This is a genomic window from Amycolatopsis sp. NPDC028719 (assembly GCF_055565395.1).
The window spans coordinates 1,558,180-1,579,640 of record NZ_JBVHUL010000001.1 but is presented as its reverse complement, the minus strand read 5'-3'; the positions used below and the strand labels follow the sequence as shown (position 1 = coordinate 1,579,640).

At 71.1% G+C, this 21,461-nt stretch carries 21 protein-coding genes; 13 read left to right on the top strand and 8 right to left on the bottom strand.

The features are described from left to right. Position 1 precedes the first annotated feature (1 nt). Entirely contained in the window at positions 2-751 is a 750-nt protein-coding gene (locus tag ACZ4TR_RS07830; RefSeq protein ID WP_465286240.1) for a S1 family peptidase, read from the top strand. A 1-nt stretch (position 752) separates the two neighbouring features. On the opposite strand, the gene ACZ4TR_RS07825 is transcribed toward ACZ4TR_RS07830, so the two are convergent. Next, on the bottom strand, positions 753-1,742 hold the full coding sequence (locus ACZ4TR_RS07825; RefSeq protein WP_465286239.1) for an NAD(P)/FAD-dependent oxidoreductase: 990 nt from the start codon (positions 1,740-1,742) through the stop codon (positions 753-755). Positions 1,743-1,864: 122 nt separating this feature from the next. On the opposite strand from ACZ4TR_RS07825, the gene ACZ4TR_RS07820 reads away from it, so the two are divergent. Then, entirely contained in the window at positions 1,865-3,262 is a 1,398-nt protein-coding gene (locus ACZ4TR_RS07820) for a class II fumarate hydratase (RefSeq protein WP_465286238.1), read from the top strand. Positions 3,263-3,266: 4 nt separating this feature from the next. Here the strand turns inward: ACZ4TR_RS07820 and ACZ4TR_RS07815 are convergent, their stop codons facing one another. Next, on the bottom strand, positions 3,267-4,292 hold the full coding sequence (locus tag ACZ4TR_RS07815; protein ID WP_465286237.1) for an aldo/keto reductase: 1,026 nt from the start codon (positions 4,290-4,292) through the stop codon (positions 3,267-3,269). A 99-nt stretch (positions 4,293-4,391) separates the two neighbouring features. Here ACZ4TR_RS07815 and ACZ4TR_RS07810 point away from each other — a divergent pair, with 99 nt between their 5' ends. The 5 genes from ACZ4TR_RS07810 (at position 4,392) to ACZ4TR_RS07790 (ending at position 9,645) form a co-directional block, all read left to right on the top strand. After that, positions 4,392-5,255: a helix-turn-helix domain-containing protein gene (locus tag ACZ4TR_RS07810; RefSeq protein WP_465286236.1), complete on the top strand. Its 864-nt coding sequence runs from the start codon at positions 4,392-4,394 to the stop codon at positions 5,253-5,255. A 76-nt stretch (positions 5,256-5,331) separates the two neighbouring features. Continuing rightward, on the top strand, positions 5,332-6,864 hold the full coding sequence (locus ACZ4TR_RS07805) for an ATP-dependent DNA ligase (protein WP_465286235.1): 1,533 nt from the start codon (positions 5,332-5,334) through the stop codon (positions 6,862-6,864). 137 nt (positions 6,865-7,001) lie between these two features. After that, positions 7,002-8,294, top strand: a complete 1,293-nt coding sequence (locus ACZ4TR_RS07800) for a S53 family peptidase (protein ID WP_465286234.1) — start codon at positions 7,002-7,004, stop codon at positions 8,292-8,294. Positions 8,295-8,404: 110 nt separating this feature from the next. Further along, entirely contained in the window at positions 8,405-9,025 is a 621-nt protein-coding gene (locus ACZ4TR_RS07795) for a Pr6Pr family membrane protein (protein ID WP_465286233.1), read from the top strand. Further along, the gene (locus ACZ4TR_RS07790; RefSeq protein ID WP_465286232.1) at positions 9,022-9,645 is read left to right on the top strand and encodes an MBL fold metallo-hydrolase; all 624 of its coding nucleotides are present in this window, start codon (positions 9,022-9,024) and stop codon (positions 9,643-9,645) included. The genes ACZ4TR_RS07795 and ACZ4TR_RS07790 overlap by 4 nt, the downstream gene beginning before the upstream one ends. On the opposite strand, the gene ACZ4TR_RS07785 is transcribed toward ACZ4TR_RS07790, so the two are convergent. Together ACZ4TR_RS07785 and ACZ4TR_RS07780 are read right to left on the bottom strand one after the other, a co-directional pair. Beyond that, a complete protein-coding gene (locus ACZ4TR_RS07785) occupies positions 9,642-10,136 on the bottom strand; it encodes a hypothetical protein (protein ID WP_465286231.1) in 495 nt (164 codons plus the stop codon). The genes ACZ4TR_RS07790 and ACZ4TR_RS07785 overlap by 4 nt on opposite strands. Continuing rightward, positions 10,130-10,597, bottom strand: coding sequence for a DUF309 domain-containing protein (locus ACZ4TR_RS07780; protein WP_465286230.1), 468 nt, complete (start codon positions 10,595-10,597; stop codon positions 10,130-10,132). The genes ACZ4TR_RS07785 and ACZ4TR_RS07780 overlap by 7 nt, the downstream gene beginning before the upstream one ends. 67 nt (positions 10,598-10,664) lie before the next feature. Here ACZ4TR_RS07780 and guaB1 point away from each other — a divergent pair, with 67 nt between their 5' ends. After that, entirely contained in the window at positions 10,665-12,104 is a 1,440-nt protein-coding gene (guaB1, locus tag ACZ4TR_RS07775) for a GMP reductase (RefSeq protein WP_465286229.1), read from the top strand. A 61-nt stretch (positions 12,105-12,165) separates the two neighbouring features. Here guaB1 and ACZ4TR_RS07770 read toward each other — a convergent pair whose 3' ends face one another. Next, a complete protein-coding gene (locus tag ACZ4TR_RS07770) occupies positions 12,166-13,458 on the bottom strand; it encodes a PhoH family protein (RefSeq protein WP_364523789.1) in 1,293 nt (430 codons plus the stop codon). Between the two features lie 724 nt (positions 13,459-14,182). Here ACZ4TR_RS07770 and ACZ4TR_RS07765 point away from each other — a divergent pair. Next, on the top strand, positions 14,183-14,431 hold the full coding sequence (locus ACZ4TR_RS07765) for a hypothetical protein (protein ID WP_285458735.1): 249 nt from the start codon (positions 14,183-14,185) through the stop codon (positions 14,429-14,431). Positions 14,432-14,480: 49 nt separating this feature from the next. Here the strand turns inward: ACZ4TR_RS07765 and ACZ4TR_RS07760 are convergent, their stop codons facing one another. Beyond that, on the bottom strand, positions 14,481-15,257 hold the full coding sequence (locus ACZ4TR_RS07760) for an isoprenyl transferase (protein ID WP_364523793.1): 777 nt from the start codon (positions 15,255-15,257) through the stop codon (positions 14,481-14,483). A gap of 110 nt (positions 15,258-15,367) precedes the next feature. On the opposite strand from ACZ4TR_RS07760, the gene trhA reads away from it, so the two are divergent. Continuing rightward, entirely contained in the window at positions 15,368-16,009 is a 642-nt protein-coding gene (trhA, locus tag ACZ4TR_RS07755) for a PAQR family membrane homeostasis protein TrhA (protein ID WP_465286317.1), read from the top strand. A gap of 45 nt (positions 16,010-16,054) precedes the next feature. Here trhA and ACZ4TR_RS07750 read toward each other — a convergent pair whose 3' ends face one another. Beyond that, positions 16,055-16,528 (bottom strand): carboxymuconolactone decarboxylase family protein, encoded by a 474-nt coding sequence (locus ACZ4TR_RS07750; RefSeq protein ID WP_465286228.1) that lies wholly within the window; start codon positions 16,526-16,528, stop codon positions 16,055-16,057. 301 nt (positions 16,529-16,829) lie between these two features. Here ACZ4TR_RS07750 and ACZ4TR_RS07745 point away from each other — a divergent pair, with 301 nt between their 5' ends. Continuing rightward, complete coding sequence (locus tag ACZ4TR_RS07745; RefSeq protein WP_465286227.1) at positions 16,830-17,666, top strand: DUF2382 domain-containing protein; 837 nt, start codon at positions 16,830-16,832, stop codon at positions 17,664-17,666. Positions 17,667-17,709: 43 nt separating this feature from the next. Here ACZ4TR_RS07745 and ACZ4TR_RS07740 read toward each other — a convergent pair whose 3' ends face one another. Next, entirely contained in the window at positions 17,710-19,599 is a 1,890-nt protein-coding gene (locus ACZ4TR_RS07740; RefSeq protein ID WP_465286226.1) for an acyl-CoA dehydrogenase family protein, read from the bottom strand. A gap of 151 nt (positions 19,600-19,750) precedes the next feature. Between ACZ4TR_RS07740 and ACZ4TR_RS07735 the strand changes: the two genes are divergently transcribed. Together ACZ4TR_RS07735 and ACZ4TR_RS07730 are read left to right on the top strand one after the other, a co-directional pair. Beyond that, on the top strand, positions 19,751-20,875 hold the full coding sequence (locus tag ACZ4TR_RS07735) for a DUF6745 domain-containing protein (protein ID WP_465286225.1): 1,125 nt from the start codon (positions 19,751-19,753) through the stop codon (positions 20,873-20,875). 18 nt (positions 20,876-20,893) lie between these two features. After that, positions 20,894-21,337, top strand: a complete 444-nt coding sequence (locus ACZ4TR_RS07730; RefSeq protein WP_465286224.1) for a hypothetical protein — start codon at positions 20,894-20,896, stop codon at positions 21,335-21,337. Positions 21,338-21,461 lie beyond the last annotated feature (124 nt).

Genomic DNA, 21,461 nt, shown 5'->3' with positions numbered 1-21,461 from the left:
CGTGCCCAGGCGACTACTGGCCCTGCTGGTCCTGGTGTTCGCCCTGGTCCCCGCCACCGCGTCGGCCGAACCCGCCATCGTCGGGGGCGCCGTCGCGGATCAGCCCTACCCGTTCACGGTGTCGTTGCACTCCTCGTCGGGCAAGCTGTTCTGCGCCGGCGCGCTGATCGCCCCCACCTGGGTGGTGACGGCCGCGCACTGCGCGTTCGACAAGACCCCGGCCGGGATCTCCGTGCGGGCGGGCACGAACGACGTGGGCCAGGGCGGCGAAGTCGCCCAGGTCGCCGGCATCGTCGTGAACCCGGCGTTCAACACCCGGAACCCGGCGGGCGACATCGCGCTGCTGCGGCTGGCGGCACCGGCCGCGGCCACGCCGATCGCGCTCGCGACGGCCGCGGCGCCGGGCACGGCCACCCGGATCCTCGGCTGGGGCCAGACCTGCCCGAAGGTCAACTGCGGCGACATCCCGGCGAACCTGCAGCAGCTCGACACGCACATCGTCGAGGGCGCCAAGTGCACGGCGGGGTTCGACGGCACGGCCGAGCTGTGCACCGACAACCCCGGCGGCAAGTCCGGAGCGTGCTTCGGCGACTCGGGCGGTCCGGAGATCGTCCGCGACGGCGACCACTGGCTGCTCGTCGGCGTCACCAGCCGGCCGGGCAACAACGACCCGGTGTGCGCGTCGGCGCCGTCGATCTACACGTCCGTCGTCGCGTACGCGCCGTGGATCGCGGAGAAGGCGAAAGCCTGACTTACTCGGCGTTGCTCGAATGGCCCGGGAACAGGTGGGCGTCCGGGTCGAGCGCGACGGCGATGTTGTTGACCGCCGTCGCGGCTTCGCCGAAACCGGTCGCGATCAGCTTGACCTTCCCCGGGTACGCGGCGACGTCGCCGGCCGCGTAGACGCGTTCGCGCGCGGTCGCCATCGTCGAGTCGACGGCGATGGCGCGGTGGTCGATCTCCAGGCCCCAGCTCTCGATCGGGCCGAGGTCGGCGGTGAACCCGAGCGCCGCGACGACGGCGTTGGCGGGCAGCCGCTCCTCGCCGGCGCCCTTGATCGAGACGTCGACGGCTTCGAGCGCGCCATCCGCGTCCTCGACGAACCGCGTGACTTCGGCGTCGGTGATGATCCGGGTGCCGAGTTCGCGCACCTGCCGGACGATCGACTCGGCGGCGCGGAACTTGGCGCGGCGGTGCACGAGCGTCACGCTCGCCGCGACCGGGCGCAGGGCGAGGATCCAGTCGAACGCCGAGTCGCCGCCGCCGACGACCACGACGTGCTGCCCCGCGTGCGCCTGCAGCGACGGGACGAAGTGGACCATGCCGCGGCCGAGCCAGCCGTCGCCGGCCGGCAGCGGACGCGGGGTGAACTCACCGATGCCCGCGGTGACGAGGACCGCGCGCGCCCGCAGCGTCTCGCCGCCGTCGAGGGTCAGCTCGACGCCGTCCCCGAGGGTTTCGAGCTTTTCGGCCTTGCGCCCCAGCAGGTACTTCGGCTTCCACGGCGCGGCCTGCTGCACGAGGCCGTCGACCAGGTCGCGGCCCCGGATCTCGGCGAAGCCGCCGACGTCGTAGATCATCTTCTCGGGGTACATCGCCGTCACCTGGCCGCCGGGTTCGGGCAGCGAGTCGACCACCGCCATGGAGAGGCCGCGGAACCCGGCGTAGTAGGCGGCGAACAGGCCGGTCGGGCCCGCGCCGATGATCACGAGGTCGTAGGAGTCCCCAGAAGCTTCAGTCATGCTCGCTCCAGCCAGTGGTGGATGGCGGTGATCGAGAACACAGCCGATCCTAGCGTCGCCGGGCCCCCGAGGTGGCCGACGCCACCACGCGGGCACGGCGGAAGAGGTCCAGAATCGGGGGCATGGCTGACCAGGAATACCGGATCGAACACGACACGATGGGCGAGGTCCGCGTGCCGGCCGACGCGCTCTACCGCGCGCAGACCCAGCGGGCCGTCGAGAACTTCCCCATCTCCGGCCGGGGCCTGGAGCGCGCCCAGATCCGCGCGCTCGGCCTGCTCAAGGCCGCCGCCGCGCGGGTGAACCTCAAGCTGGGCGTGCTCGACGCCGACGTCGCGAACGCCATCGCGGCCGCCGCCGACGAAGTCGCCGAGGGCGCCCACGACGCGCACTTCCCGATCGACGTCTTCCAGACCGGCTCGGGGACGTCGTCGAACATGAACGCCAACGAGGTCATCGCGACGCTCGCGTCCCGCACCCTCGGCCGCGACGTGCACCCGAACGACCACGTCAACGCCTCGCAGTCGTCCAACGACACCTTCCCGACGACCATCCACGTCGCCGCCACCGAAGCCGTCCTCAAGGACGTCATCCCGGCGCTCGAGTACCTCGCCGGCGCCATCGAGGTGCGTGCGGCGGAGTGGGCCGACGTCGTGAAGTCCGGCCGCACGCACTTGATGGACGCCGTGCCCATTACCCTCGGCCAGGAGGCCGGCGCGTGGGCGTCGCAGGTCCGCTTCGGCGTCGAACGGCTGAAGTCGGGCCTGCCGCGGCTGGGCGAGCTGCCGATTGGCGGCACCGCTGTCGGGTCGGGGCTCAACGCGCCGGACGGCTTCGGCTCGAGCGTCGCGACCGAGCTCGCCACGGTGACCGGGCTGCCGCTGACCGAGGCCCGCGACCACTTCGAGGCGCAGGCGACGCAGGACAGCGTCGTCGAGACCTCCGGGCACCTGCGCACGATCGCCGTGTCGCTCAACAAGATCGCGAACGACCTGCGCTGGCTGGGTTCCGGCCCGCGCACCGGCCTGGCCGAGCTCGCGCTGCCGGACCTGCAGCCGGGCTCGTCGATCATGCCGGGCAAGGTGAACCCGGTGATCCCGGAGGCGACGCTGCAGGTGGTGGCGCAGGTGATCGGCAACGACGCGGCCGTCGCCTTCGCGGGCGCCGCGGGCAACTTCCAGCTGAACGTCAACCTGCCGGTGATCGCCCGCAACGTCCTCGAGTCGGCGCGCCTGATCGCGGCGGTGTCGCGGTTGCTGGCGGACAAGGTCTTCGCGGGCATCACCGTGAACACCGAGCGCACGCGCACCTACGCCGAAGGTTCGCCGTCGATCGTGACGCCGTTGAACAAGTACATCGGCTACGAGGAAGCCGCAGCGGTCGCGAAGCAGGCGTTGAAGGAGCTGAAGACGATCCGCGAGGTGGTCCTCGAGCGCGGGTACGTGAAGGACGGCAAGCTCACCGAAGAGCAGCTCGACGAAGCGCTCGACGTCCTCCGCATGGCCCGCGGCGGCAAGTGACCCGCTACCGCCGGCGCAGGCGCTTGTCCGCCAGCGCCGGCGGGGTGTAGTCCTTCTCGGCCGGGTTGAGGTCCGTGCCCGGCGGGACGATTTCGTCGATCCGGTCCAGCACCTCGTCGTCCAGCACCAGGTCGGCGCCCGCCAGGAGGTCGTCGAGCTGGGCGGGCGTGCGCGGGCCGATGATCGCCGACGTCACGCCCGGGTGCGCCCGGACGAACGCCGTCGCCAGGTGCGTGAGCGGGCGGCCGAGGTCGTCGGCGATCTTCTTCAGCTGTGCGATCGCCTCGAACTTGACGGCGTTCGCGGGCAGCGCCGGGTCGAACTTGTGCGCCTGCAGCGTCCGGCGCCCCTCGGAAAGGTCCACATCGGACGGTTTGCCGTAGCGACCCGACAGCCAGCCGCTGGCCAGAGGACTCCACGTCAGCACGCCCATGCCGTACTTCTGCGCGGTCGGCAGCACGGCCGCCTCGATCGCCCGGTTGAAGATCGAGTACGGCGGCTGCTCGGCGCGGAACCGCGCCAGGTCGCGCTTTTCCGCCACCCACTGGGCTTCCACGATCTGCTCGGCCGGGAAGTCCGACGACCCGATGGCGCGCACCTTGCCGGACCGCACGAAGTCCGTCAGCACCGAAAGCGTTTCCTCGATGTCCGTCGCCGGGTCGGGCCGGTGGACCTGGTAGAGGTCGACGTGGTCGGTGTCGAGGCGCCGGAGGCTGTCGTCCAGCGCCCGGGTCAGCCAGCGCCGCGAAAGACCGCCCTGGTTGGGGTCGGCGCCCATCGGGAAGAAGCCCTTGGTGGCCAGCACGACCTCGTCGCGGCGGCCCTTCAGCGCCTTGCCGACGATCCGCTCGTTCTCGCCGTCGCTGTACATGTCCGCGGTGTCCCAGAAGTTCACGCCGGCGTCGAGCGCGGTGTGCAGCATCCGGACGCCCTCTTCGTGGTCCGGGTTGCCCCACTTGCCCAGCATCATCGCGCCGAACGCGTATTCGCTGACCGAGATGCCCGTGCCGCCCAGAATTCGTCGTTTCATGCCACCACCTTGGAAGCCGCGAGACGGCCGGACCAGGTCACGCTCAACCTGGGTCTGCCAGTACCAGGCGGGGAGCCGAGAGCCGGGGATACTGGAGGCATGAGTGACGCAGCCGAGCTGGGCGCCTTCCTGAAGGCGCGCCGCGCCGCGCTGGACCCCGCCGACCTGGGCCTCCCGCCCGGGATCACGCAGCGGCGGGTCAAGGGCCTGCGCCGCGAGGAGCTGGCGCAGCTGTCCGGGATCAGCGTCGACTACTACACGCGGCTGGAGCAGGGCCGCGCGAAGAACGTCTCGGACGCGGTCCTCGACGCGCTGGCCCGCGCCTTGCGCCTCAGCGCCGGCGAGGAGTCCTACCTGCGCAACCTCGCCGCGCCGAAGCGCCGTGACGGGCGCGCGCCGCAGCGGGTCCGGCCCGAACTGCAGCAGCTGCTCGACGCCATCCAGGCGCCGGCGTTCGTCTTCGGGCGATACCTGGACGTGCTCGCCTGGAACGCGCTCGGCGGCGCGGTCGCGTTCGCCTTCGCCGACCTCGAAGAGCGCAACATGCCCAAGCTCATCTTCACCGACGAGCGCGCGAAGGAACTGCACCCGGAGTACGACGCCGTCTGCCGCGAACTCGTCGCGAACCTGCGCGCGGAGAGCGGCCGCCACGCCGGCGACCCGCGGTTCGCCCAGCTCATCGGCGAGCTGTCGCTGGCGAGCGAGCAGTTCCGGAAGCTGTGGGCCGAGCACGCGGTGCGGGAGAAGGCGCAGGGGTGGAAGGTGCTGCGGAACCCCGTCGTCGGCGAGCTGCGGCTGCGCTACGAGACGCTGCGCCTGCCCCAGGACCCCGACCAGGGCATGGTCGTCTACCACGCCGAGCCGGGCTCCGAGACCGAACGCGCGCTCGGCCTCCTGGCCAGCTGGATCGCCGCCGATGACCGACCGGTGAACACCCGGTCGTCGCGATCCCACTCCGGGTGAGGGCTTCACCCCGTCCGCACCAGGCCGGACATCCGACCGACAGGAAATTGTCGGTGGTCCGGGTCATGATGTCCGGGTGTTGCTGAGCGAGTTGGTCCGGGCGTCCGCCGAGCTGGCGGCGACGAGGTCCAGGAAGGTGAAGATCGCCCTCCTGGCCGAAGTGCTGCGCGCCGCCGAGGTCGGTGAGCTGCCGGTGGTGATCGCGTACCTGACCGGGCAGACGGCGCAGGACCGGCTGGGTGCGGGCTGGCGCACCCTGGCCGGGCTGGGCGCAGGCTCGGTCTCCGCGCCGGAGGTGACGGTCACCGAGGTCGACGCGGCACTCACCGCGGCGGCCGGCGTCGCGGCGGGCACGGGCTCCGCGACGCGGCGGCAAGAGGTCCTGCGGGCGTTGTTCGAGCGGCTCACGAAGGACGAGCAGCAGTTCCTGTTCCGGCTGGTCACCGGCGAACTGCGGCAGGGCGCGCTGGAAGGCGTGATGGTCGACGCGGTCGCGGCGGCGGCCGAGGTGCCGGCCGAGGACGTGCGGCGCGCGTTCATGCTGTCCGGGAAGCTGGGTGTCACCGGGGTCGCGGCGATGACCGGCGGGCCGGCCGCGCTGGCGGAGTTCCGGCTCACGCTGGGTACGCCGATCAAGCCGATGCTGGCGTCGCCGGCGGAGTCGCTGGACGAGGCGGTCGCCGAGCACGCCGAGGCGATCGTCGAGTACAAGATGGACGGTGCGCGGATCCAGGTGCACCGCCAGGGTGACGAGGTGCACGTCTGGACGCGGACGCTGCGCGAGATCACCGGGAGCGTCCAGGAGCTGGTCGAGCTCGTGCGGGCGCTGCCGTGCGAATCGGTGGTGCTGGACGGCGAAACCCTCGCCCTGACCGACGCGGGGCGGCCCCGGCCGTTCCAGGACACGATGAGCCGGTTCGGCAGCACGCGCGAGGAGCAGGTCAAGGCGTTGCTGCTGCGGCCGTACTTCTTCGACTGCCTGCACCTCGACGGCGTCGACCTGCTGGACGCACCGCTGTCCGAGCGCAACGCGGCACTGCGCAAGGTCGCCGGGGCGCACGTGATCCCCGGCGAGGTCGGGGTGGCGGGGGCGGCCGCCGTGCTGGAGGCGGCGATGGAAGCCGGGCACGAAGGGGTGATGGTCAAGGACCTGGCGTCGCCGTACGCGGCGGGGCGGCGCGGGCGGGCGTGGCTGAAGGTCAAGCCGGTGCACACGATCGACCTGGTGGTGCTCGCGGCGGAGTGGGGCCACGGGCGGCGCACGGGCACGCTGTCGAACCTGCACCTGGGCGCGCGCGACCCGGACGGCGGCCCGCCGATCATGGTGGGCAAGACCTTCAAGGGCATGACCGACGAGCTGCTGGCGTGGCAGACGAGGACGTTCCAGGAGATCGAGACCCACCGCGACGACTGGACGGTGTACGTCCGCCCGGAGATCGTGGTGGAGATCGAGCTGGACAGCGCCCAGGTGAGCACGCGCTACCCCGGCGGCCTGGCGCTGCGGTTCGCGCGGGTGGTCCGCTACCGCCCGGACAAGGACCCGGCGGACGCGGACACGATCGACACGGTCCGCGGCCTCCTCCACGGCGACCGCACGGAAGGGAGCTGACTACGAAGGTCTCGATCACGACATCGCGCGTCTTCGGGGTGCTTTCCTCGTAAAAGGAAAGACGAAAGTCGATGTTGCCTCCTCCCCGTCGTGAGCAGAGTGGCTGACGGAATTTCCTTCGGCCAGGGGAGAAAAGCATGAGATCGCGTGCTGTGTCCGGCTTGCTCGCGAGCACCACTCTGCTCGTGACCGCGTTCGGCGCACCCGCCGGTGCGACACCGGTACGGAGCACGCCGGACGCCGGGCACCAGCCGTCGAAGCACCACTTCTCGGCGGCCGCGCAGTCGTTCGTCGGCGCCGACACCGTGCAGAAGCGCGTCGCCAAGCTGGAGGCGGCGATGGCGACGCTGCCGAAGGAGAGCACCGCGTACAACGCGACGAAGCTGTGGAACGCCGGCATCACCGGCGCGGGCAGCACCGTCGCGACGCTGGTGTCGTTCGGCGACGACCAGGTCAAGCAGGTTCTCGACACGTACTCGAAGAACCACGGCCTGCCGCCGGCGAACGTCGAGGTCATCGAGCCGTCCGGCGCGGTGCCCGCGTGCACCGACCCCGGCGTCGACACCGCCACCTGCCAGGGCTGGGGCGGCGAGACCGACCTCGACGTCACGATGATGCACGCCATGGCGCCGAACGCGAAGATCATCGTCGCGGCGACGCCGGTCGCGGAGACGCAGGGCTTCACCGGCCTGCCCGAGATGATGCACGCCGTCGACTACCTGACCGAGCACAAGCTGACCGACGTCATCTCGATGAGCTTCGGCACGACCGAAGAGAACTTCCCGTCGTTCGACTCGATCAAGACGCTCGACCCGGCGCTCGACCGCGCGAGCAAGGCCGGGATCACGATGGTCGCCTCCTCCGGCGACGACGGCCCGACCGGCGGTTACCTCTACGGCCCGGGCAACTACCCGTACCGCGTCGCGAGCTGGCCGGCGTCCGACCCGCGCGTCACGACGCTGGGCGGCACGCAGCTGCACCTCGACGCGAACGGCGACCGCACCAAGGCGGACGACGTCGTGAACGTCGCCGACAACGGCTTCTCCGAGGGCGCCGGGCTGTCGAAGGCCTACGCGCGGCCGAACTGGCAGGACGGCGTCAAGAAGATCACCGGCAGCAAGATGCGCTCGTTCCCGGACATCAGCATGGAAGGCGTCTACGGCACGTCGCAGTCCGCGCCGCTGTTCGCCGGCGTGCTCGCGCTGGCGGTGCAGGCCAAGCACGGCAAGCTCGGCCAGATCAACCCGGCGCTGTACACGAAGCTCGGCCCGGCCGGCCCGAAGGCGGGCATCGTCGACGTCACCGAAGGCGACAACAGCCAGGACGGCGTCACCGGCTTCACCGCGGCGAAGGGTTTCGACATCGCCAGCGGCTGGGGCACGGTCGACGCGTCGGTCTTCGTTCCCGCACTGGTGAAAGCACTGCGCTGACCATTCGACGCGGAACTCGCGTCGAGCGCCCCGGTGCCGGACAGCACCGGGGCGCCTCCGTGACCGGCTCGACTCGGGCGATTTGTCCACAGTGGAACTATCCTCCGGTGATGCGCAGCGAAAAGCTCACCCGCGCCTGGTTCGCGGTCACCGCCGTGGTCGCGCTGACCGGGCTCGTCGCCCAGGTGGTCGCCACCGCGACGGATCCCGGCGGCCGGGTCGCCAACCTGCTCTGCTTCTTCACCATCGACTCGAACCTGCTGGTCGCCGCCACCTCGGCGCTCGTGGCCTCGGGCACCCCGCGCAAGACGCTGTTCGCCGTGCTCTGGCTCGACGCGCTGGTCGGCATCATCGTGACCGGCATCGTCTACCAGGTCGCCCTCGCCGGCCTGTACGAGCTGCACGGGCTTTCGCTGTTCTCCGACATCGTGCTGCACAAGGTCACGCCGATCCTGTTCGTGCTCGGCTGGCTCGTCGCCGGGCCGCGCGGCGCCCTGACCTGGCGCGCGGCCGGCTGGTCGCTGCTCTACCCGCTGGCCTGGCTCGCGTTCACGCTGCCGCGCGGCGCGGTCACCGGCTTCTACCCGTACCCGTTCGTCGACGCCGCCGCGCTCGGCTACGGCCGCGTGACGCTCAACTGCCTCGTCATCGGCCTGTTCTTCACGGCGCTCGCCCTCGGCGCGCTCCTGCTCGACCGTCGGCTGCGCACCACGTTAGGGTCGGGCACATGACGGCGATCGTGCAGAACCTGGTGACGTCCGGCACCTTCCAGCTCGACGGGGGCAGCTGGGACGTCGACAACAACGTGTGGATCGTGGGCGACGACACGGCGGTGATCGTGATCGACGCGGCCCACGACGCGAAGGCGATCGAAAACGTCATCGGCGAGCGGAAGCTGGCGGCGATCGTCTGCACCCACGCGCACAACGACCACGTCAACGCGGCCCCGGAGCTCGCCGCCGCCACCGGCGCGCCGATCCTGCTGCACCCGGACGACCGCGTCCTCTGGGACCAGACCCACCCGGACCGCGCGCCGGACGGCGAGCTGGCGGACGGCCAGACGATCACGATCGCCGGCACGGCGCTGCGCGTGATCCACACGCCGGGGCACGCGCCGGGCGCGGTGTGCCTGTACGCGGAGAAGCTGGGCGTGCTGTTCACCGGCGACACGCTGTTCCACGGCGGCCCCGGCGCCACCGGACGGTCCTATTCGGACTACCCGACGATCGTGAAGTCCATCCGCGAGAAGCTGTTCGTCCTCCCGGAGGCGACGAGGGTCCACACGGGCCACGGCGACGGCACCACGCTCGGCGCGGAGAAGGCCGCTTCGAGCGGCTGGGACGCGGCCTAGGAGGTGTGCTTCCGGGCGACGAGGGCGAACTCCTCGATCGCCCGGTCCAGCTCGACCACGGCGTCCCGGACGGCCGCCGGCAGCACGACCCGGGTGAACTCGCCCCCGTCGTCCGGCTCGTGCCGCACGTGGTGCAGGTCCATGTCCTTGCGCCGCACGCCCCTGGCCGCCTCCACGAGCTCGTCCGGCCCGCTCATCACCAGGAGCCCGAGCAGGGACCGCATCTCCGCCCGCACCGTGTAGTACTCGTCTTCGTAGCCCGCCATCCGCTCGGCGTCCGCGCCCTGGCGGTGGCTGACGTTGATGCTGACCAGGTGCTGGCGCGCCCGGGCAGCGGCTTCGATGTACTTGCCGCAGCGGTCGGCGCGGTCCTGACGCAGCTTCGCCCGCCGGGCGGCGTTGAGCTTCAGCGGCTCGAGCAGCGCACCCAGGGTCACACCGACCAGCGACGCCACCGCGGCGATGCCCGCGGCGCCGACGGCCGTCAGCACGTCAACCGCGGCGCGCTCGGCGACACCCGTACGCGCCGCTTCGCCTCTTCGGCCAGCGTGAGCGCCCACTGCTGCAGGCCGGCGACGTCGATGCCGTGCGGCGGCTCGCGCCGGAACGGCTCGATGTTCGCCGCTCCGCGCTCCAGCAGTGACGCCGCCCCCGCCAGGTTGCCGCGCGCCGCGTGCGTCAGCCCGACCGCGAGCTGGGCGAGCCCGCGCCACAGCTCGCGGTCGGGCCCGTCCGTCGTCTTCCACGCGTCCTCGAAGACCTCGTGCGCGTGGAACGGCTTGCCGTCGTCGAGGAGCTGCTGAGCTTCCGCAAGCGTTTGCGCCGGGGTCCTCGCGATGCCTTCCGGCTGGCGCTCGACGCCGTCGGCGCCGTACGGCAGCGGGCGGCCGAGGCCGTCGCGCGGCCGTGCGTTGCGTGCCCGTCCCTCGGTGTCCCGGTCGCGGCGGCTCATGCCCCGATCCTGCCACGGGCCCGGCCGCGTTCGCCGTCTCGCGGCGGGCCACGTAGCCTGGGGACTCGTGCGTTTCCTCGACGGCCACCGGCCCGCTCACGACCTGACCTACGACGACGTGTTCCTGCTGCCGAACCGTTCGGACGTGGAGTCCCGCTTCGACGTCGACCTCTCCACCGCGGACGGCACCGGTGCGACCATCCCGATCGTCGTCGCCAACATGACCGCGGTCGCCGGCCGCCGGATGGCCGAGACGGTCGCCCGCCGCGGAGGGCTGGTGGTGCTCCCGCAAGACGTGGACAGCGCCGCCGTCGCCGAGATCGTCGGCTGGGTGAAGAGCCGCCACACCGTCTGGGACACCCCGCTGGTGCTGACCGGCGGCGACGCCGTGGCCGACGCCCTCAACCTCGTCCACAAGCGCGCTCACGGCGCCGTCGTGGTCGTCGACGGCGAAGGCCGCCCGGTCGGCATCGTGGACGAAGCGGCCTGCGCGGGTGTCGACCGCTTCGCGCGTCTCGCCGACGTCGCGCAGCCCCCGGCCGTCGCGGTGCCGCTGACCACGCCGGCGCGCGAGGTCTTCGAGCAGCTCCACAGCCACGGCGCGACCCTGGCGCTCGGCCTGGACGCGGACGGCCGTCTCGCGGGCGTGCTGACTGCCGTCGGGGCGCTGCGCGCGGACATCTACACCCCGGCCGTCGACGGCGCGGGCAAGCTGCGCGTCGCCGCCGCGGTCGGCGTCAACGGCGACGTCGCGGCGAAGGCCGAAGCCGTGCTCGGCTCGGGCGTCGACGTGCTGGTCGTCGACACCGCGCACGGGCACCAGGAGAAGATGATCGCCGCGCTCAAGGCCGTCCGGTCGGTGTCGCCGCAGGTCCCGGTGGTCGCCGGGAACGTCGTCACCGCCGAGGGCACGCGCGACCTGATCCAGGCCGGCGCCGACGTCGTCAAGGTCGGCGTGGGGCCGGGCGCGATGTGCACGACGCGGATGATGACCGGCGTGGGCCGCCCGCAGTTCTCCGCGGTCGCCGAGTGCGCGGCCGCCGCGCGCGAGCTGGGCAAGCACGTCTGGGCCGACGGCGGGGTGCGCCACCCGCGCGACGTCGCGCTGGCGCTGGCCGCGGGCGCGTCCGCGGCGATGGTCGGCTCGTGGTTCGCCGGCACCTACGAATCCCCCGGCGACCTGCGGTTCGACGAGCAGGGCCGGCCCTACAAGGAGTCGTTCGGCATGGCGTCGAAGCGGGCCGTCGGAGCTCGGACGCGCACCGACAACGTCTTCGACCGCGCGCGCAAGGCCCTGTTCGAGGAGGGCATCTCGTCGTCGCGGATGGCGCTCGACCCGCAGCGCCCGGGCGTCGAGGACCTGCTGGACTCGATCGGCTCGGGCGTCCGCTCGTCGTGCACGTACGCGGGCGCGCGCACCCTGGAGGAGTTCCACGAGCGGGCCCTGCTGGGCGTCCAGTCGGCGGCGGGCTTCGCGGAGGGCCGCCCCCTCCCCGCAGGCTGGTAAAGCCGTGAATGTCGCATTGAGGGACTTGAAGTCCCTCAATGCGACATTCACGGACCGGGGTCTAGCCGTGGTCCTCCAGCATCTCCGTCACCAGGGCGGCGATCGGCGAACGCTCCGAGCGGGTGAGGGTCACGTGCGCGAAGAGCGGGTGGCCCTTCAGCTTCTCGATCACCGCCGAGACGCCGTCGTGCCGGCCGACGCGCAGGTTGTCACGCTGGGCGACGTCGTGCGTGAGCACCACCCGCGACGCCGTGCCGAGCCGCGAAAGCACCGTGAGCAGGACGTTCCGTTCCAGTGACTGCGCCTCGTCGACGATGACGAACGTGTCGTGCAGCGAGCGGCCGCGGATGTGGGTCAGCGGGAGCACCTCGAGCATGCCGCGGTCGAAGACCTCGTCGAGGACGTCCTGGCTGACCAGCGCGCCGAGGGTGTCGAACACCGCCTGCGCCCACGGCTGCATCTTCTCGCTCTCGGACCCGGGCAGGTAGCCGAGGTCCTGGCCGCCGACCGCGTAGACCGGGCGGAACACCACGACCTTGCGGTGCTGACGGCGTTCCATCACCGCTTCCAGGCCGGCGCACAGCGCGAGCGCCGACTTGCCGGTGCCGGCGCGGCCGCCGAGGGAGACGATGCCGACGTCGGAGTCGAGCAGCAGGTCGAGCGCGACGCGCTGCTCGGCGCTGCGGCCGTGCAGGCCGAACGCCTCGCGGTCGCCGCGGACCAGCCGGATGCGCTTGTCCGCCGTGATCCGGCCCAGCGCGCTGGACGTGCCCGCGAGCAGGCGCAGCCCGGTGTGGCAGGGCAGTGCGGCCAGCTCGTCCATGCCGTACTCGACCGGGTCGACCGTGCCGCCGCCGAACAGCGTGTCCAGCACGTCCTGCTCGACGTCCACGTCCGCCATGCCCGTCCAGCCCGACGGGGTGACCTCCTGCGCGCGGTACTCGTCGGCCTCCAGGCCCACGGCACCCGCCTTGACCCGCAGCGGGATGTCCTTCGTCACCAGGGTGACCGCCGGGAACTCCGCCGCCAGGTTGAGCGCGCAGGCGAGGATGCGGTGGTCGTTGGAGTCGGTGCGGAAGCCGACCGGGAGCACCGTCGGGTCCGAGTGGTTCAGCTCCACCTGCAGCGTGCCGCCGTGGTCCCCGATGGGGAGCGGCGCGTCGAGCCTGCCGTACTGCCGGCGCAGGTCGTCGAGCATGCGCAGGGACTCCCGGGCGAACCAGCCGAGCTCCGGGTGGTGGCGCTTCGCCTCCAGTTCACTGATGACGACCAGCGGAAGCACGACGGCGTGCTCGGCGAACCGAGTGACCGCCCACGGGTCCGACAGGAGGACCGACGTGTCGAGCACGTACATGTGCTGCTGGGATTCGGGCGAGGTCGAGGCTTTCTCCGGGCCAGGAACGGCACCGGTCGAAGAACGGCCAGAGGCCTTACGGGGCAAACGCTGCGCAGTCACGACGGCATCTCCCTCGAGGGCGTGTGCACCTCACGCCCGCACTCGCTGGGCCGGGCACCTCCCTGGCTGGACCACTCCCTCTGACCGGTGGGTCAGGTGGCGCGGCCACGAGGGCCGGATGCCGGCCCCCTCGTGCGTCTCGTGGGCGGCTGCGCCGCCCCCTCGATCACCGTCACGACCAGGGCCTCCCGCGAGGACCCGCACTGATCGCGCGCCCTCACTTCGGAAGGTACCCACGAATGCCGGATCGCGCAGGGAGCCAACACGGTGATTCGCCAGATCGTCACCTCACTGTCGGTCGCCCGACATCGACGCCCCGTGACAGTCACTCCGCGTCATCGACCCCTCGATCGATACCAACCCGCCGGGATGATCTTGGCGAAATTGCTGACCCCTTGTATTCACAAGATCGACTGAACGGCTTTTACCACGTTTTTCCCCAGCATGCATTTTGCTTCACCGATAGAGGACCGGTCCGAGTGAAAGCACCTGCATCCGGCTCACACAATCGGCGTACAAGCCGTACGAGCCGCCCGATAGGCGCGTAATTTTCTCACTACGGGACACACCGCCGGTTCATCCGGTGCCCGGACCCCAACAGTTCTATCTAGGAGTGTGCCAAGTGCTGAAGAAGGCTGGTTTCGTCGCCGCCACCGCTGCGGGCCTCATGATGGTCGGCAGCACCGCGTTCGCCGCGACGGGCGACACGACGGGCACCCCGGACCCGACGTTCGGCGACGCCTACGCCACGTTCATCGAGGGCGGCGGCGCCCTGGGCTACGGTGCGGCCTCCCTGGTCGCCGGTGCCTACACGGGCATCGCGACCACCCCGGCGCTGATCCTGCACTCGCTGGAGCACCACCACCACTGAGTGTGGGTCGCGAAGGGCCCCGGAGTTCACTCCGGGGCCCTTCGGCGTTTCACGAACCGAATCGCCGGTGGCGCCAGGCGTAGTCGCGGATGGCGCGCAGGAAATCCACGCGGCGGAAGGCCGGCCAATACGCTTCGGTGAACCAGAATTCCGAATGTGCGGACTGCCAGAGCAGGAATCCGGAAAGCCGTTGTTCGCCGGAGGTGCGGATGATGAGGTCCGGATCCGGCTGCCCCGACGTGTAGAGGTGTTCGGAGATGTGGTCGACGTCGAGGATTTTCGCGAGCTCGTGAATGGTCGTGCCCTCGTCGGCGTGCTGCAGCAGCAACTTGCGGACTGCATCGGCGATTTCCTGGCGCCCGCCGTAACCGACCGCGACGTTGACCTCCATCCCGGTCCGGCCCTCGGTGCGCGCGGCGGCTTCGCTGAGTCGCTTCGCGACCTCGGCGGGTAGCAGGTCGAGGGCGCCGACGATGCGCAGCTGCCAGGTCTTGCCCGGCGCGGCGAGCTCGTCGGTGACGTCGGTGATGATCTTCAGCAGCGGCGTGAGCTCGTCCGGATCGCGGTTGAGGTTGTCGGTCGAGAGCAGCCACATGGTGACGACCTCGACGTCGGCCTCCTGGCACCAGCTGAGGAAGTCCGCGATCTTCTTCGCCCCGGCGCGATGGCCGTCCGCCACGTCCGAAAAGCCCGCTTCCCGAGCCCAGCGGCGGTTGCCGTCGAGCATGATGGCGATGTGCCGGGGATGCCGCCCGGCCGCCTGCTGGATGAGGCGCCGGCCGTAGGCGCTGTACACGACGTCGGACAAGAACGAGCGAACACTCACGTCGAGGAAGAGTACGCACCCGGTGTGAGGCGCGTGACTTGACCGCTGCCGGGCAACCTACGTCGCCGTAACCTGGAACGGTGAGCTCGACGACCGAACCCCGGCCCCTGGTGGACCCCCGCCCCCGCCTGCGCGGGCACATCCACTTTTGGACGTTCTTCGGCGCCCTCGCGGCCACGGCGGCGCTGATCAGCATGGCGGCGGCCACAGTGTCCCCGATCGCGACCCTGGCGACGTCGGTGTACGGCCTGACGGTGCTGGGGCTGTTCGGCGTGAGCGCGCTGTACCACCGCCGCCTGTGGAGCCCGCGCGCGTACAAGTGGATGAAGCGCGCCGACCACTCGATGATCTTCCTGTTCATCGCGGGCACGTACACCCCGTTCACGTTGCTGGCGATGTCCAAGCCGACGGGGTACGTGATCCTGTCGATCGTGTGGGGCGGCGCCATCGCCGGCGTGGCGCTGAAGATGCTGTGGCCGCACGCGCCGCGGTGGCTCGGGGTGCCGATCTACATCGCACTGGGCTGGGTCGCGGTGTTCGTGTTCCCGGAGCTGCTGACGCACGCCGGAGTCGCGGCTTTGGTGCTGCTGTGCGTGGGTGGCCTGTTTTACACGCTGGGTGCGGCTTTTTACGGCTTCAAGTGGCCCAACCACTGGCCGGACACCTTCGGCTACCACGAGTACTTCCACGCTTGCACCGTGCTCGCGGCGATTTCCCACTACATCGCGATCTGGCTGGCCATGTACGCCTAGGCCGCCGCTGGGGACCTCCCCCGGGAAGTCCCCAGCTCGCACCACTCAGCCGAACATTCCCGGCTGGTACTCGCCCGCCGGGTTGCGGACGATCACGTTCAGCCGGTTCCAGGTGTTGATCTCCGCCACCAGGCAGACCAGCGCGCCGATCTGCTCGTCGTCGTAGTGCTTGCGGACCTCGGCCCACGTCTCGTCCGTCACGCCGGTGTGGTTGTCCGCCAGGCGGGTTCCCTCCTCCGCCAGGGCGAGGGCCGCGCGCTCCGCCTCCGTGAACACCACCGCTTCGCGCCACGCCGCCACCATCGCCAGGCGGACCGCCGTCTCGCCCGCCGCCGCCGCGTCCTTCGTGTGCATGTCCAGGCACATTCCGCAGCCGTTGATCTGGCTCGCGCGGATCTTCACCAGCTCCTGCGTCGCCTTCGGGAGGGACGACTCCTCGATCGGGCGGGACGCCGCGATCAGGCGCTTGAAGAACTTGGTGGTGACCTCGTTCTCGAACATGTTGAGTCGCGCTTCCATGGTGCTTTCCTTCCGTCGTCCGCTTTCACCCCCTTGACGACCCGCGCGCTCGCGGTGTGACAGCACCGGACGTGGCGCCGGTCACATGTACACCTTCGCGCCATCACCCGCGCGGCCGATCACGGCGTACACACCCCGCGCGACCTGCGGGGACCCGCCTCGCCTTGCCAAGCGGGCGACGGGCCAAACCACCACTTTCCGGGGTCACCCACGGGAGCACCACGACGGTTGCCGTGATCACCAGCGCGGCCGACGGTGGGGCTCAACCGAAGATCCGACGCGCGAAAGGAGCAGCACCGCGATGGCCAAGACCATGCAGCCCCAGGAGCTCATCGACAGTGCCGTGGTCGACCCGGCCGGGAACAAGCTCGGGAAGGTCGGCAACGTCTACCTCGCCGACGCCACGCACCAGCCCGAGTGGATCACCGTCAAGACCGGCCTGTTCGGCACCAAGGAGAGCTTCGTCCCGCTCTCGGGCGCGCACACCGACAAGGACGGCGTGCACGTCCAGGTCGACAAGGACGCCGTCTCCGACGCGCCGCGCATCGACGCCGACGGGCACCTTTCGCCCGAGGAAAGCACGCAGCTCTACCAGCACTACGGCCTGCCCGTGCCGCGGACCTCGGCGGACGGCCGGATGGGCGACCGGACGCAGGGCCGCGACCCGGCGATGGGCGGCACCGGCAAAGGCAAGGCCGGAATGGCCGACGCGGGCCAGGGCATGGCCGGCCGTGGTAAGGCGGCCGCGGGGCGGGGCCGGTCCGAAATGGACGAAGACCGCACGATGACCCGCTCCGAGGAGCGGCTGAACGTCGGCACCGAGCAGGTCGAGACCGGGCACGTGCGGCTGCGCAAGTACGTTGTCACCGAAGAGCAGCAGGTCACCGTCCCCGTGCGGCACGAAGAGGTGCGCGTCGAGCGCGAGCCGATCAAGGACGGCCAGCGCGGCGCCGAGATCGGCGAGGCCGAGCAGGACGTCGTCCTCCACGCCGAGAAGCCCGTGGTGCGCAAGGAAACCGTGCCGGTCGAGCGGGCGCGCCTGCGGACCGAGACGGTCACCGACGAGCAGACCGTCTCGGGCAAGGTCCGCAAGGAGCAGTTCGACGTGGCCGACGACGACGGCAAGCACCGCAAGTAGGACCTCGGTGGGTGGCCGGTCCCCGACGCCGGCCACCCACCGGTCAGGACCGCAACATCGGCGCGGCGAGGAACTGCTCCGGGATCGCGAACGCGTCCACCAGCGCCCGCGCGTGGGGGCGCAGCTGGGCGCACAGGCCGTTCACCGCCGCGGTGACGGCCTTTCCGCGCGACGCCGTCAGGCGGCCGTGACCCAGGAACCACGCCAGGTCCTCTTCGATCGCCGACAGCGCGTAGAGATCGCAGACGCGGTCGAGCAGCGTGCGGGCGTCCGGGTCTTCGCACCGCTCGATGGCCGCCGCGAACGCCTCCAGCACCAGCCGCTCCACGTGGACGCGGCCCGCGCGCAGCACGTGGTCCTGGGCCGAGTTGAACACCCCGAACGGGTCCGAAGCCGCCTTGCGCAGGCGCTTCGCCACCCCCTCGACGACGTGCTCCTCGCGGTCTTCGAACAGCTTCAGCTGCCACTCGCGGCGGAAGAAGACGTCCGCGTCGGATCCCTCGGTGAGCGACTCGAGCGCCTTCCGCACCGAGGTCCGCTCCAGGATCGCGCTCATCACCTGATCGGTGAAGAACCGGGCCGTGGCCAGCGGCGACAGGTCCTCGAACTCCTGCTTGTAGTTGGTCAGCAGGCCCTTCGCGACCAGCTGCAGCAGCACCGTGTTGTCGCCTTCGAACGTCGTGAAGACGTCGGTGTCGGCCTTCAGGCCCGGCAGGATGTTCTCCGCGAGATAACCCGAGCCGCCGCACGCCTCGCGGGCCGCCTGGATCGTCGCCGTCGCGTGCCAGGTGTTCAGCACCTTCATCCCGGCCGCGCGCGACTCCAGCTCGCGCTGCTCCTCCTCGGGCGCCGACGAGTCGATGTCGTGCAGCTTGGAGACCAGTTCTTCCTGCGCGAAGGACAGCGCGTACGTCTTCGCCAGCGCCGGCAGCAGCTTCCGCTGGTGGCCGAGGTAGTCGAGGATGACGACCTCGTCGCCGTCCGGCGTCATGAACTGGCGGCGCTGCTCGCCGTAGCGGATCGCCAGGGCCAGCGCGCGCTTCGTCGCGCTGCCCGCGCTGCCGCCGACGCTCACCCGGCCGCGGATCAGCGTGCCCAGCATCGTGAAGAACCGGCGGCTGTCGCTCTCGATCGGGCTCGAATACGTCCCGTCCTCGGCGACGTCGCCGAAGCGGTTCAGCAGGGCCTCGCGCGGGATCCGGACGTGGTCGAAGCTCAGGCGTCCGTTGTCGACGCCGTTCAAGCCCGCCTTCGGCCCGCAGTCCTCGATGGACACTCCGGGCATCGGCGCGCCGCCGTCGTCCCGGATCGGCACCAGGAACGCGTGCACGCCACGGGATTCGCCGCCGGTGACGAGCTGGGCGAACACCACCGCCAGCCGGCCGTCGCGGGCCGCGTTGCCGATGTACTCCTTCTGCGCCATGGCATCCGGGGTGTGGACGACGAAACCTCCGTCCGCGAAGGTCGCGGTGGTGCGCAGGTGCTGGACGTCGGAGCCGTGGCCGTGCTCGGTCATCGCGAAGCAGCCGAGGAGGCTCAGGTCCATGATCGCGCGCAGGTGCGCCGCGTGGTGCCGCTCGGTGCCGAGCAGCTGGACGGCGCCGCCGAACAGTCCCCATTGGACGCCGGCCTTCACCATCAGCGACAGGTCGCCGTAACCGAGCAGCTCGAACGACGTCACCGAGCCCCCGACGTCGCCACCGCCGCCGTACGCCGGGTCGAAGCCCAGGGCGGGCCGGTCGGTTTCGGCGAGGGCGCGCAGCTGGTCGAGCACCTGGGCGCGGTGGTCCTCGACGCCGAGGTCCACCGGGTCCCGGAACTCGGCGTCGCTCATCTCCGCGCGCACCCCGCGGCGCAGCTCGGCCCAGCGGCCGTCGAGGACGGTGGTCAGCGCGTCCGGATCCACCTTCGACGGCACTTCGGGGATGTCCACGGCTACCTCCGGAAAGGACTTCCTACTCGTTGGTAGTAAGCCTGCCGCAGCCGCGTCGATCCCGCAGGTTCAGTTCGCACTTGCGTGGCGCACGGAACACCTGCCATCCTCGGATCATGTCGATTCGAAAGGGCGTGCGCGCCCTCGCGCGTTGAGCGCCTCGCGGCGGCCCGGCCGCCGCTTCCCCGATCCCGGACTCTGGTCACGGGCCCTCGAAATCCGGAATTCCTGGCTGAGCCACGCGCTGAGCACCGAGCCTGCCGATCGTCCCGCCGCGGAAGCGGCCATCACCCGCCTTTACGCTCTGGCCGGCGCGTCGCCGCCGACGTTTTCGTGGAAGGCTTCTCCGGCCGCCGCGATCGCGGTGATGCCGCCTGCGCAAGCGCTTTCCCTGGGTGGCGATCCGCCGGTCGAAGCGCGCCTCGCGACCAGGGTGACGTCCTTGCGCGAGCGGCTCGACCGGCGGACCGGCGCCTGGAGCGACCGGTACCGGCCACCGCCGGATCCGACGGCGGTTTCCGTGCGGGCGTTGCTGAACGACAGCCTGGGACCCGCGCTGCGGCGGTCGATCCGGGACTGCGTCGCCGGGGTCGTGCGCGGTGAGCTCAAGACGGGAGCCGGGCTGCACTGGCGCGGTCAGCACGAAGCCCACTGGGTCGCGCTGTACGACCTCCACCGCCGGCTGGACGGCGCGCGGTTCGACCCGGACGACGTTCTCGAACTGGATCTGTGGGCCACGCTCGCGCGGTCGTGCGGCTGGTGGTGGCCGCGGGAGGGCGTCTGCGTCGTCGCCGAACGGCCGCTCGTCCTGCGCACCGAACGCGTCGACGACCCGCACGGCCCGGTCCGGCTGCACCACGCGACCGGCCCCGCGGTGGCGTTCCCCGACGGCTGGACCGTGCACGCGTGGCACGGGACGCGAGTGCCGTCCTGGGTGATCGACGCGCCGGCGGCCGACCGGATCCTGGTGGAGCGCAACGTCGAGGTGCGCCGGTGCGCGATCGAACGCGTCGGCTGGCCGGCGTTCGTCGAAGGGGCGGGGCTGAAGCTCCTCGACCACATCGGCGATCCCGGCAACCCCGGGTGCGAACTGCGGCTTTACGACGGCTCGACGACCCGCTTGTTGCTGGTGGTCAACGGCTCCGTCGAGCGCGACGGCACGCGCCGGCACTACGGGCTGCGCGTCCCCACCGAAATAGACCGTCCTCTGGACGCCGCCGGCTGGACGTACGGGCTCACCGGAGCCCAGTACGCGCAGCTGCGGCGCCGGACCTGAACTCCTCGAGGTGATCCCATGTTTCTCGCAGAACTGCTCGACCGGACCGGGCTGGACGTCCTCGCCCACCTGGACCGGCAGGTCGACGTCCCGGTGATCGACGGCCTCCAGGCCCAAGGTGACCTGATCGTGGTGCCGTCGGCGATGGCCGGCACGGTGCGCTCCCCCGGCGGCTGGCACGCCCTGCCGGCGGAGGGTGCCGAACTCGTGCGCGGCGGCGACGGCACCAACCCGCACACGCTGGTCGGCTCGTGCGAGCTGACGACCCAGATCGTGGATCCGGAGGGACTCGCGGTCGCGGCGATCGACAACGCGGCGCCGGTGTACCTGGTGCACCCCGAGCACGGGGCGACGGGCATCGCGCCGGGCCGCTGGATCGTGCGGCGGCAGCGGGAGGCCAGTGGCTTCCGGCGGGCCGGGGCGAGCCTTTACCAGGGTGGGCCGGTGCTGATCGCCGACTGAGGGGCGTGGGGGGGGGGGGGGGGGGGGGGGGGGGAGGAGGGGGGGGGGAACACGACCGGTAAAAAACACCAACAAAAAAAAACCCACAAACCACGAGAGGAGGAAAGGGAGAAAGAGGGGTGGG